The following is an 11,773-nucleotide window of genomic DNA, read 5'->3' on the forward strand; positions in this document are numbered from 1 at the left end:
CGCGAGCCATGGACGAGGTGGTCGAGTACCTGCTCTCGGGAGACCCTGCGATCCGCTGGCAGGTCGTGCGTGACCTGGTCGGGGCGCCGCCCGACGAGGTCGCGGCCGCGCGTGCGCTCGTCGCGACCTCCGGCTGGGGTGCGCAGATGCTCGCGCTCCAGGCCGAGGACGGGACCTGGGACGGCGGGACCTACCGGCCGGGATGGGCCGACGAGTCGCGCCCGTTCTTCGACGCGTGGACCGCGACCCACTTCTCGCTGCAGTCGCTGCGCGACTACGGGCTCGACCCCGCCGCGCCAGCCGCGCAGCTCGCGATCAGCCGCGTGCGGGAGAACGTGCGGTGGGAGTACGACGGGTCGCCCTACTTCGAGGGCGAGGTCGAGCCGTGCATCAACGGCACCGCCCTGGCGGTGGGGGCGTACTTCGGGGAGCCCGTCGACCGTCTCGTCGAGAAGCTGCTCGAGCGGCAGCTGGCCGACGGCGGGTGGAACTGCTGGGCGGAGAACGCCAACGCCGTGTCGTCGTTCCACTCCACCATCTGCGCGCTCGAAGGGCTGCTCGAGTACGAGACCGCGACCGGGGGCACCGCGGCGTCGCGCGCCGCCCGGTCGGCCGGGGAGGAGTACCTGCTCGAGCGAGGGCTGCTGCGGCGGTTGACCACCGGCGAGATCGTCGACCCGCGGTTCGCGATGCTCTCCTACCCGGTCCGCTGGTACTACGACGTGCTGCGCGGGCTCGACCACTTCCGGCTCGCCGACCGCCGCGACGAGCGGCTCACCGAGGCCGTCGAGCTCGTCCGCTCCAAGGCCGACGAGCACGGCCTGTTCCCGTACGAGAACCGCCACGAGGGGCCGACCCTGTTCGACATGGAACAGGAGGGCGAGGGCTTCCCGAGCCGCTGGGTGACGTTGCGCGCGCTGCGCGTGCTGCGCTGGTGGGACGCCTGACGCGAGCGCGTCAGCGGTACTGCGTCACGAGCGGGCACTGGAAGGGGTCACGCGCGGCCAGCCCCACGGCGTTGAGGTGTCGCACGACGATCCCCCACGACCGCGGCAGGCTCGTCTCGGTGTAGGTGATGCCCCGCTCGGCGCAGAACGCCCGGACCGTGGGCTGCAGGCGCCGTAGGTTCGGCCGGGGCATGCTCGGGAACAGGTGGTGCTCGATCTGGTAGTTCAGACCGCCCATGAACAGGTCGGTCGCCGGACCGCCGTGGACGTTGCGGCTCGCGACCACCTGCCGGCGCAGGAAGTCGAGGCGCGCGTCGCGCGGCACCAGAGGCATCCCCTTGTGGTTGGGCGCGAAGACCGCACCCATGTAGACGCCGAACAGCCCGAGCTGGACGCCGAGGAACGCGAACGCCATCCCCACCGGCAGCAGCCAGAAGACCACACCGAGGTAGCCGCCGACCCGCAGCGTCATGAACGCGATCTCGACCGGACGGCGCTTGACCGTGCCGCGCCCGAAGACCGTCTTGACCCCGGAGACGTGCAGGTTCAGGCCCTCCAGCAGGAGCAGCGGGAAGAACAGCCAGCCCTGCCGCCTCGCGAACCACCCCTTCACGCCGGTCCGGGCAGCCCGCAGCTCCTGCGTGTGGAACACGAGGAACCCGGTCGCGATGTCCGGGTCCGCGCCGACCTGGTTGGGCTTGGCGTGGTGCCGGGAGTGCTTGTGCTGCCACCAGCCGTAGCTCATCCCGGCGTACAGGTTCGCGATCACCAGGCTCGACCAGTCGTTCCACCGTCCGGAGTCGAAGATCTGCCGGTGCGCGGCGTCGTGGCCCAGGAACATCACCTGCCCGAGCAGCACCGCGAGCACCGCGGCGATCACGAGCTGCCACCACGAGGGCCCGATCACGACGAACGCGGCGAACGTCAGCGCCAGCAGGGCGGTCAGCACCAGGAAACGCACCCAGTAGTAGGCGTGGCGTCGGCGCATCAGCCCGGAGTCGTGCACGGCACGGCTCAGCTCCGCGAAGTCGCTGACCTGCCGTTCACGGACCGAGACCGCACCGGCGGCCGTGGGCGTCGCAGCGCCGTCGGGGCTCGTCGAGGAGGGCACGGCGGCCTACTCGAACCGGATCGACTCGACGGCCGCGTGCGTCGCGGCGGCCCGCGCACGCTCGTCGCCCGCGAGTGCCTCGGCGACGGCCGCCCGTTCCGAGGCACGGGTCCGCAGGTCCCGGCCGAGGTCACGGAGCATCGCGGCCAGCGCCGCGGCGAGGCCGTCGCGGAGCTGGGCGAGGGTCGTGTTCTCGATCAGCAGGCGGCGGTCGGCGACGACGAGCCGCAGCACGGGCCCGTCCGTGGGGGCACCGATCTGCGCACAGAGGGCACGAGCCGTCGCGGGGTCCTCGATCCGGGCCCGCTCGGTGTGGCTGACCTGTCGGGAGAAGACGGCCGGGACCGTGTAGGCCGCGGGCTCGTCGGGTGTGCCGATCTGCAGCGGGAGTCCGGTCTCGAGCACGGAGAGCAGATGCAGGTCGCTCGCCGCGGCGGGATCGGTCGGGAGGCTGGTGGTGGTGGTCATGGTGGTGCCTCTGTTCAGCTGGATGCGGACGGCGCGGGTGCGCGCCGATCACGGCTCAGACGGTCGATGCCGTCGTGGCCTGCCGGTCCGTGCGGATGCGGCGGCGCAGCTGGCCGATGCGCAGGCTTCCGATGACCAGGGCGATCAGGCCGACACCGATCCCGGCGATGAGCAGGACGAGCGACAGCGGGGCCGAACCGGACATCCCGAGGAAGGTGACCTCGACGGGCGTCGTGTTCTGCATCATGAACACCACGAGGGCGATCAGGACGGCGACGCCGACGCACACGCCGACCCAGGCGGCGCCGGTCCGCGAGCGCAGGGGCCGGTCCGTGGGCGACCCTTGCGTCACCTTCGACGGTCGGTGGCCGTCAGGCAGCGGACGCATCGGCACGTCGAGCGGGGAGGAGTGGGGGCGAGAGGTGGGGGTGTTGCGCTGGACGGGCATGACGCCCTCCTTCGACGTGCCGGGAGGCGGGCCATCGACTGAGGGCAGGTCATCTCGGAACTTCTCCCATCGTACGCCCGTTCGAGCGAATTCGCCCGGTTCGGGCGTGAGCTCCTCGGGGCCGTCGTCGCTGCTCGCGTCAGGGGTGGGTGGTGTCCGCCCGTCCGTACCGGTCCGCGAGCCGCACGACGTCGTCGCGCCACCCCGGGGCCGCGGTCGAGGACTCCGCGAGCAGCACGTCGGTCACCGCCGTGAGGCGGTGCAGCACGCCGGCGGGCAGGTGCACGACGTCGCCGGCGCCCAGCTGCTGCGGCACCAGGAGCTCGGCCGCCGCGCCGTGCTCGATCAGCGCGTCGCCGGACACCACGACCATCGTCTCGTCCTTGTCGACGTGGTACTGCAGGCTGAGCTGCTCGCCGGCCCGCACCACGAGGAGCTTGCCGACGTAGCCGTGCTCGCCCTCGGCGTAGATGTGCTCGTGCCCCCACGGCTTGACCTGCACGGACCCGGCGGAGAACCGGGCATGCGGTCCGGTGCTGACGGTCATGATGCTCCCTCGATCGGTCGTGCGGGGTCCTGCAGGGTGGTGGCGGCCGCTGCGGGACGCAGCGCGTCGAGCAGCGGGTCGAGGTCGACGAGCGCGAACCGTGTGGCGGTGTCGCTGCTGCCGTACGGCACGACGAGCGTGCGGCCGTGCAGCATCGCGCCGCACGAGTAGACGACGTTCGGGACGTAGCCGGAGCGCTCGTCGTCCGTGCCCGTCAGGAGCGGGTGATCGAGCCGTCCGACGACGCGCGTCGGGTCGTCGAGGTCGAGCAGGAGCGCGCCGATGCTGTAGGTGCGCATCGGCCCGACCCCGTGCGTGAGCACGAGCCAGCCGCGCTCGGTCTCGACCGGAGGCCCGCAGTTGCCGAGCTGCACCAGCTCCCAGCCGCGCTCGGGGCGTTGCACGACGACGGGTGGTCCCCACCGGAGCAGGTCGTCGGACGTCGTGACCGCGTTGCTCTCCCGGTCGGCGCGCGACAGGGCGACGTACCGCCCGCCCACCTGCCGCGGGAACAGGGCCAGGCCCTTGTTGCGTGCACCCGGGCCGCCGAGCGGCCGGCTCGACACGTGCGCGAGGTCGGTCGTCGCCAGGAGCTGCATCGTGATCTCGTGGCCGTCGAACGCGGTGTAGGTGCCGAGGTAGGTGACGGTGCCGTCGGGCGCCGTGAAGCGCACCAGGCGCACGTCCTCGATGCCGTGGCTCTCGGTCGAGGTCTGCGGCATCAGGACACGCTCGGGCAGGGCGGAGTCCGGCGGGAACGTGACGTCGTAGCTGCGTCGGGCGATCCGCTCGAACCGCTCGACCGTGCGCGACGCGGACCCGCGCGTGAGCCGCTGCGCGCGCAGCTCGCCGTACGCGCGGTCCAGGTCCGCGCGGCCGAACTCGCGGCCGAGCGCGCCGAGCACGAAGTCCGCGTTCGCGTGGTCGTCGTCGAGGTCCTCGTCGATCTCGTGCGCGAACGCGGCGCGCGCGTACCGGGGTTCGGCGACCACCGGCTGCCGGGTGTGCGCCGGTGTCGCGTCGAGCGTGAGGGTGCCCGCGGCGTCGATCACCCCGGTGCGCAGCTCGAGGCTCGACACGTGCCCCTCGCCGAGCGCGCGCAGTGTCAGCACGAAGCGCGTCGCGCCCGCGGGCAGCCCGCGCTGGTCGGGGTGCGGCACCATCGAGGGGTTGAACAGCGCGGCCGACTCGACGGCGTACTCCTGCGTGAGGTACGCGCCCACGAGCCGGCGCCGGTGCGCAGGCAGCTCGTCGGCGTGCGCGAGCCGGTGCCGCACGAGCGCGAAGTGCGCGTCCCACGTCCCGGCGAGGTCGTGGTGGCGGTGCCCGAAGTCGGCCGTCAGCTCACGCAGCTCACGCTCGACCTCGTCGTCGTCGAGCGCCAGGACCCGCGCGAGGACGGCGGCCGAGCGCGACTCGCCGGACGTCACCATCTCCTGGCCAGGCAGGAACAGCCGCGTCACGACACGGTCGGGGTCCGGGCGCAGCACGTGCGCGGTGCGGCGCACCCAGGGCGGGTTGCCGGTGGCGGTCACGGTGCGACCGTGGGACCCGCCCCGACGAGCTGCGCGCACGCGAGCCACGCGAGCGTCGACTCGGCACCCTGGTTCCGGTTGACCCCGTCGCGCTCGAGCCCGTCGAAACCGCCGCCGGTCGCGGGGTCCCGCACGGGGACGCCCGTGTCGTTCGCGCCCTCGAACCACGCGACGCAGCGCTCGAGGACCACGGACCAGCCGGGGTCGCCGGTGACCCGCAGCGCCGTCGCGGCGGCCTCGGCGAGCGCGGCGGCTTCGATGGGCTGCTGGTCGAAGCCGGGACGCGCGTCGCCGCGCCCGCGCCCGCCCGCGGGGACCACCGAGAGGCGGTCGTCGACCGTCTGCTCGGCCACCAGCCAGTCGAGCAGCCGGATCCCGTCCGCGATCAGGCCGTCGTCCGCGAGCGCGTCCCCGACCGCGATCATCGCTTCCGGCAGCACGGGGTTCGCGTAGGTGAGGCGGCTCTCGGGCCACGGCCAGCGCGCGTCCCGCACGGGACGCGCGAACCGGCGACGGGCGTTCTGCAGCAGGCGCAGCGCACCCGCGTGGTCCGGGGTGGCGCGCAGGAGCTCGACCGCGCCGAGCGCCGCGTACGCGGTGGCCCGCGGGTACGACGAGCGGGCGCACGTCGCGGCCGACGCCCCACGACGCGCGTCGTCGGCGAGCTCCGCGTCCGGCACACGGGCCGCCGCGGTGCCCATCGCCCACAGCGCGCGCCCCCAGTGGTCACCCGACGACGGTGTGTCGAGCCACGCGCCGTCCGGGCTGCGGCGGTTGTGCAGCAGGCCGCCCCGGCGCACCGCCGACCGCACGAACCGTAGGTAGACGCGGGTCAGCGCGAGCGTCTCGTCGTCCTCGCGCGTCCCGTCCTGCCGCAGGGCGCGGGACGTCACGACGAGCGCGCGCGCGACGTCGTCGACGCACATGCCGTGCTCGACGCGCGGCTGCGTGCCGAGGGCGTGCTCGTACAGCCCGGTCGGCGTGGTGAGGCGGGCGAGGTGGTCGAACCGCACCCGCCGGTCGGGCACCGTCGCGAGGACGGTGGTGGGCGCCATCAGACGGCTGCCGGGAGCGCGACGTGCCGCACGCCGGCGGCGACGTCGAGGTACTGCGCGGCGACCGCGGGCCACAGCAGCGCGGCGGTGAGGCGTCGCGCCTCGGCCGCCATCGCGTCGGCGACGCCGTCGACGGTCAGCACCCGCTCGAGCGCGGCGGCCATCGCGGACGGGTCACGCTGCGGCACCAGGATCCCCGCCCCGCTCGAGAGCAGCTCGACGGCGTGCGGGAACCGCGTGGAGATCACGGGCTTGCCCGCGGCGACGGCCTCGGTGAGCACGCCGGACGTGACCTGCTCGTTGGAGTCGTACGGGAGCAGGACGACGTCCGCGCTGCGGACCACCGCGCGCAGGTCCGCAGCAGGCAGGTACCGACCGTCGAACCGCACCGACCCGGTCAGTCCCAGGTCCTCGGTCAGGGCCGTCAGCCGGTCGCGGTACGCCTCACCGTCACGTTCGAGCACGCGCGGGTGCGTCTGCCCGACGACGCGGTACGTGGGCAGCGGCGCGCGGCCGCGCAGCTCCGCGAGCGCCAGCAGCGCCCACTCGATCCCCTTGCCCTGCGAGAGCAGCCCCCACGTGAGGACGGTCCGCGGCCGCGCGCTCGTCGTGCACCCCGTCCCCGCCGTGGCGCGGTTGTCCTCCGCACCGTGCGGGACGACCGTGACGCGCGCCGGGTCGACGCCCCAGCCCGCGACCAGGCGGTCCCGTGCGGTCGCGGTCATCGTGACGAGCGCCGCGGACCGCTCGACGAGCTCGGCCAGCACGCGGTGCTGGTTCGGCGTCGGGCGGGTCAGCACCGTGTGCAGCACCGTCACGACCGGCACTCGCACCCGCGCGACCAGGTCCAGCACGTCCTGCCCGTCCGGCCCGCCGTAGATCCCGTACTCGTGCTGGACGAGCGCCACGTCGAACTCGTCGAGCGCCGCCGCGGCCCGCCGCGCACCCTCGTCGTCCCCCGCGGCCCACTCGTGCACGACGAGCGGCGCCGCACCCTGCGGCTCGTCGACCAACCGCACGACCCCCACGTCCGCACCCGCCGCGAGCAGGTGCCGCACGAGCGCCGCGCTGAACGTCGCGATGCCGCACTGGGTGGTCGGGTAGGTCGACAGAACTCCGAGACGGACGATCATGAGGGGGCTACTTCCCTGTACCTGCGCGCAGCGTGAGTGCTGCCGTCCACGGTGGGAGAAGGAGAAGGCCGCGTCCCCGGGGGCGCCTGGGTGCCGGCGCCGAGTCGTCCTTGCCGGAGAGCTGACACCCGACGAGAACACCCCGAGCCTAACAGCGCGGCGTACGCTCGGCCCGACCCCGGGAGGTCCACCGTCAGAGTCGCCGTGCTCGCCTCGATCGCCCACCGCGTCCCGCCGCGCGGCTACGGGCCGTGGGAGCAGGTCGCGTCCACGCTCGCCGAGGGCCTCGTCGCCCGCGGGCACGACGTCACCCTCTTCGCCACCGCCGACTCCGTGACCGCCGGACGCCTGCACGCCGAAGCACCCGCCGGGTACGAGGAGGACCCGTCGATCGACGCGAAAGTCTGCGAGGCCCTGCACATCGCCGCCGTCTTCGAGCGCGCCGACGAGTTCGACGTCATCAGCAACCAGTTCGACTTCCTGCCGCTGGTCTTCAGCCGGCTCACCGCCACGCCCGTGGTGACGACGATCCACGGGTTCTCGTCCGAGAAGATCGTGCCCGTCTACCGCGCGTACGACGACGTCGCGCACTACGTCGCGATCAGCGACGCCGACCGGCACCCGTCGTTGACCTACGCCGCGACCATCCATCACGGCATCGCCTCGTCGTCGTTCACCCTCGGCGCCGGGGACGGCGGGTACCTGCTGTTCCTCGGGCGGATCGACCCGGACAAGGGCACCGCGACGGCGATCTCGGTCGCCGCGCGCGCGGGGCTGCCGCTGGTGATCGCGGGGGTGGTGCACGACGGCGAGTACCACGAGCGGTTCGTCCTGCCGCACGTCGACGGTTCTCGTGTGCGGTACGTGGGGCCTGTCGGGCCTGCTGAACGTGACCGGCTGCTCGGCGGGGCCGTCGCGCTGCTGCACCTGATCGACTTCCCCGAGCCGTTCGGGCTCTCGGTGGTGGAGTCGATGACGGCCGGGACGCCGGTGATCGCGTACCCGCTGGGGTCGATGCCGGAGCTGATCCGGCCGGGGGTGTCCGGGGTCCTGGTCGACGACGTGACCAGTGCCGTCACGGCCGTGCCGGAGGCTGCTCGGCTGGACCGCGCAGCCGTGCGCGCCGACGCCGTCGCCCGGTTCTCCGCCGACCGTATGGTCGACGACTACGAACGCCTCTTCACCCGCATCACCAGCGAGCAAGGCGGGCGCGCGCACACGGCGTGAGCCAACCGGCCCCGCTCCCTGCCACCACGCCGACGAGTCGCAGGGGAGAACCACCGCACGGCAGCGGGCCGTGGAAGGATGCGCCCATGGCCACCTCGCTGCTGGACAGGGCGATCTACTCCTACGCGGACGTCGATCGACTCGTCGGCGTCCACACGGGCACCGCCCGCCGTTGGCTCGAGGGCTACACCCGTGGCGGGCACTTCTACGAGCCCGTCCTGCGGGCCGAGCCCACCGGTGCGGACAGCGTCACCTGGGGTGAGATGGTCGAGGCCCGACTGCTCGCCGAGTTCCGCAGCCGCGACGTGCCGGTGCAGCGGATGCGGCCGGCGATCGTGCGGCTCCGGGCCGAGTTCGGCCCCTACCCACTCGCCCACTCGCACACGCTCCTCGATGTCGAGGGTCGCGAGCTGGTGCGCTACGTCGAGGAGGAGGTCGGCCTCGACAGCCGGCTTCGACTCGTCGTCGTGCGGAACAACCAGTTCGTGCTCACCGAGACCACCGAACGATTCCGCGCTGCCGTCGACTACGAGGACGGCGTCGTCAGCCGGCTCCGCCCTGAGGCGCGCACACCGGACGTGTTCATGGACGCGCGGCGAGCGTTCGGGCAGCCCGCGGTACGGAACGTCCGCACCGAGACCATCGCGGAGGCGTACCGCGCCGGCACGAGCCGCGAGGGCATCGCTGACCTGTTCGACCTCACCAACGACCAGGTGGATGCGGCGCTGCGGTTCGAGATGATCGTCGGCGACCAGGCGGCCTGACGGACGCTGAGTTGTACTTCGCCGACGAGAACACGCTCGGGCTCGGCAAGCTCCTGCGTCGCAGCGGGCGCGATGACGTCGTCTACCCAGGGCACCCGTCGCTTCCTGAGGTCCCGCTCGGGACCCTCGACCTCGACTGGATGCCCGTGATCGCAGCACGGGACCTGGTGGTGGTCACCCGGGACAAGCGGATCCGGACCCGTCCCGCCGAGCTCCTCGCGTACCGCGAGTTCGGCATCAGGTCGGTGTGGATCGGGGCGAAGCGGGACCTGGGACCGCACGAACAGCTCGAACTGTTCCTCCGCCACGAGACTCGGCTCCAGCGCGAGATGGTCAAGCGCGGGCCCGGCCCGTGGGCGTTGGCGCTCGGCGAGGCCGGCGTACGCCCGCTGCGCCTCGCCGACGGCTAACGACGCGACAACTCAGCCCGACGCCGGGCCCAACCGAGGCCGTCGGTCTTCCTCGCTGCAAGGCGGAGGAGCACGGGCTGTTCATCACAGTCGGCGCGCGCCGCGCACCCCCCGCTCGGTGTCGGGTCGTACCCCCGGGACGGTGGACGGTCGCCCATCCCGGGGAAAGAGGCGAGCCGAGATCGCACCCTGGGACGGCGGACCGTCGGGATACGCGGCGGACGAGCACTTCGAGATCTGCGAGATCGTCATGAAGCTCCCCGCTGGGAGACCTGCAAAGACCTCGACGATGTGCGCGGCGATGTCTCCGCGTGGTCCACCCCCGCGTCGCAGTGGCTTCTCCTCGCCGTCCGGCCCCTCGGGCAGCCACGACGACTCCGGCTGATCCGACGCGGGACGCGGCCATACCCTGACCGCCAGGTCGGCCAGACGCTCGCCGCGCTCGACGATGCGGGCCGTCCCCCAGTCGCCCGGGAGCTCGCGGTTGAGATGGAGCGCCGAGTGGCGGAGGATCTCGTGCCGTTTGGTCGACCACGACCCGTTCGACAGCGAGCTGTTCAGCGCCGACGTCAAGACGGTCAGGTTTCCGAAGGTGTGGAGCAGCTCGGCGCGAGTCTCCTCCTCACGCGCGGCGGCATTCTCGTCGAGTGGAAGTGGCCAGTGCTCGCGCCAGCTCTGAGGCATCAGGTGCTCGACACTGAGAGAGCCTTGGACGACCAGCCGCTCCGACTTCGGGCCTGCCGCCTCGGCATCGAGGATCCGGAGAATCCGCTGCACCTGGTCCCGTCGCAGGAGGCGGTACAGCGGGAACGTCGTCACCGCCCGGCGCACGTCGGCGTCGGTCGGCCAGACGGCCGACTCGGCGCGCTGCGCGGCCAGGAACTCCTCGACAACCTTGCCGACTGGTGCGTCATCCTCGCTCAGTCGCCGCAGCAGCTCCAGGAACATCCTGTTGTAGTTCTTCGGCGTCATCCGGCACATCACCCGGCGCACCACGTACGACTCCAACGCGAGAACCGCCTGTCGCCGATCGTCGCCCTCGGCGTGTGCGAAGAGCCACAGCAGGAGCGGCTGGAGCGTCTGGGTGTCCGCGATGGCCAGGCGCTCGAGCCCGGTTGCGAGCGTGTCGTCGCCGACCTGGCGGTCCTGGACCGACCGGAAGATCGCCGCGTACCGGTCGATCTCGATGAGCAAGGACTCGGCGCGGTGGGCGTCGCCGCTGACGTACCGGCGCGCGGCGTCGAACAGGCTGTGCGACTGCACCTCCGCGTTGAGCAGCACGACGAGGAAGTGCCCCATGAACACGTCGAGGCGCTCGCGCACGAGCCGCCCGATGCGATCCCCCTGCTCCCAGTACGGGTCCTCCAGCGGCTTCCAGTACTTCTCGTACAGCCGGTCGACGGGCCGGCCCGAGTCCTGCAGCGTGCGGAAGATGAGGTTCTTGATCAGGTCCGACGCGCGAAGCGGAGTGCCGCGTGCGTTGAGCGTCTCGAAGATCATCTGGGCGTCATCCTGCTCCCCCAGGTCGATCACGACCAGCTCTAGCAGGTCGCTGATCACTTCCGCGAGACGAGACAGCGCGACCTCATGGTCGTCCTCGCCGACATCCACGAGCCACGCGTCCACGGCATCGCGGAACCACAGGTAGCCGCGGCGGATCTGGCCCTCGACCTCGCCGACGTTCGCTTCCAGCAGGCGGCCGTCCATGACCTCGACGTAGCCGGAGCGGTCGCGGTTCGTCGGCCAGAGCTTGTGGATGTCCGCCTCGTCGTCGACCGCGTCCGGGTCGTTCGCGATCAGGCGACGGAGCCGACGCGATGCCTTCGTGTCCAGTCCGCGACGCGTGAACGCGTCCGACACTGCCGCGATGAGCAGCTGCAGCGTCGTCAGCCGCTGCTGGCCGTCGATGATCTCCCGTTGCTCGATGGCGCCCAGGGCGCCCGGGCGCAGTTGCAGCACGACCGCACCGAGGAAGTGCGCGGCCGGGTCGTCGTCCGCCGACCGCTCATACGTGGCCAGGACGTCCTGCCACAGCGGTGCCCACTGCTTCTCCTCGTTCCAGACGTACGCACGTTGGAACAGCGGGACGACCAGACGCACGTCGCGCCCGAACACCGCCTTCAGCCGC

12 protein-coding genes are annotated in these 11,773 nt (G+C 72.4%); 4 read left to right on the plus strand and 8 right to left on the minus strand.

The genetic code is table 11. The features are described from left to right. The first annotated feature begins 8 nt into the window (after positions 1–8). Positions 9–947 (plus strand): hypothetical protein, encoded by a 939-nt coding sequence (locus CBP52_RS12720; RefSeq protein ID WP_094181264.1) that lies wholly within the window; start codon positions 9–11, stop codon positions 945–947. A gap of 10 nt (positions 948–957) precedes the next feature. On the opposite strand, the gene CBP52_RS12725 is transcribed toward CBP52_RS12720, so the two are convergent. The 7 genes from CBP52_RS12725 to CBP52_RS12755 all read right to left on the minus strand — a co-directional run bounded on the left by CBP52_RS12725 (position 958) and on the right by CBP52_RS12755 (position 7,244). Continuing rightward, a complete protein-coding gene (locus tag CBP52_RS12725) occupies positions 958–2,058 on the minus strand; it encodes an acyl-CoA desaturase (RefSeq protein WP_094181265.1) in 1,101 nt (366 codons plus the stop codon). 6 nt (positions 2,059–2,064) lie between these two features. Continuing rightward, a complete protein-coding gene (locus CBP52_RS12730; protein WP_094181266.1) occupies positions 2,065–2,526 on the minus strand; it encodes a hypothetical protein in 462 nt (153 codons plus the stop codon). A gap of 55 nt (positions 2,527–2,581) precedes the next feature. Beyond that, positions 2,582–2,974 carry a lipopolysaccharide assembly LapA domain-containing protein gene (locus CBP52_RS12735; protein WP_094181267.1) on the minus strand — a complete coding sequence of 131 codons (393 nt, stop codon included), beginning with the start codon at positions 2,972–2,974 and terminating at the stop codon, positions 2,582–2,584. A 139-nt stretch (positions 2,975–3,113) separates the two neighbouring features. Continuing rightward, complete coding sequence (locus CBP52_RS12740) at positions 3,114–3,521, minus strand: cupin domain-containing protein (protein WP_094181268.1); 408 nt, start codon at positions 3,519–3,521, stop codon at positions 3,114–3,116. Continuing rightward, positions 3,518–5,056, minus strand: a complete 1,539-nt coding sequence (locus tag CBP52_RS12745) for a glycoside hydrolase family 130 protein (protein ID WP_198303453.1) — start codon at positions 5,054–5,056, stop codon at positions 3,518–3,520. The genes CBP52_RS12740 and CBP52_RS12745 overlap by 4 nt, the downstream gene beginning before the upstream one ends. Then, positions 5,053–6,111 (minus strand): hypothetical protein, encoded by a 1,059-nt coding sequence (locus CBP52_RS12750; RefSeq protein ID WP_094181269.1) that lies wholly within the window; start codon positions 6,109–6,111, stop codon positions 5,053–5,055. Before CBP52_RS12750 ends, CBP52_RS12745 begins: the two co-directional genes overlap by 4 nt. Then, positions 6,111–7,244, minus strand: a complete 1,134-nt coding sequence (locus CBP52_RS12755) for a glycosyltransferase (RefSeq protein WP_094181270.1) — start codon at positions 7,242–7,244, stop codon at positions 6,111–6,113. The genes CBP52_RS12750 and CBP52_RS12755 overlap by 1 nt, the downstream gene beginning before the upstream one ends. Positions 7,245–7,448: 204 nt before the next feature. On the opposite strand from CBP52_RS12755, the gene CBP52_RS12760 reads away from it, so the two are divergent. From CBP52_RS12760 to CBP52_RS12770, 3 genes are all read left to right on the plus strand, one after another. Then, on the plus strand, positions 7,449–8,471 hold the full coding sequence (locus CBP52_RS12760) for a glycosyltransferase family 4 protein (RefSeq protein WP_094181271.1): 1,023 nt from the start codon (positions 7,449–7,451) through the stop codon (positions 8,469–8,471). A gap of 86 nt (positions 8,472–8,557) precedes the next feature. After that, complete coding sequence (locus CBP52_RS12765; protein WP_094181272.1) at positions 8,558–9,235, plus strand: DUF433 domain-containing protein; 678 nt, start codon at positions 8,558–8,560, stop codon at positions 9,233–9,235. 11 nt (positions 9,236–9,246) lie between these two features. Beyond that, a complete protein-coding gene (locus CBP52_RS12770; protein WP_094181273.1) occupies positions 9,247–9,645 on the plus strand; it encodes a hypothetical protein in 399 nt (132 codons plus the stop codon). A gap of 84 nt (positions 9,646–9,729) precedes the next feature. Here the strand turns inward: CBP52_RS12770 and CBP52_RS12775 are convergent, their stop codons facing one another. Continuing rightward, positions 9,730–11,760, minus strand: a complete 2,031-nt coding sequence (locus CBP52_RS12775; protein WP_198303454.1) for a DUF262 domain-containing protein — start codon at positions 11,758–11,760, stop codon at positions 9,730–9,732. Positions 11,761–11,773: the final 13 nt, after the last annotated feature.

Origin of the sequence: Cellulomonas sp. PSBB021 (genome assembly GCF_002240455.1) — a bacterium.
Classification (GTDB): domain Bacteria; phylum Actinomycetota; class Actinomycetes; order Actinomycetales; family Cellulomonadaceae; genus Cellulomonas; species Cellulomonas uda.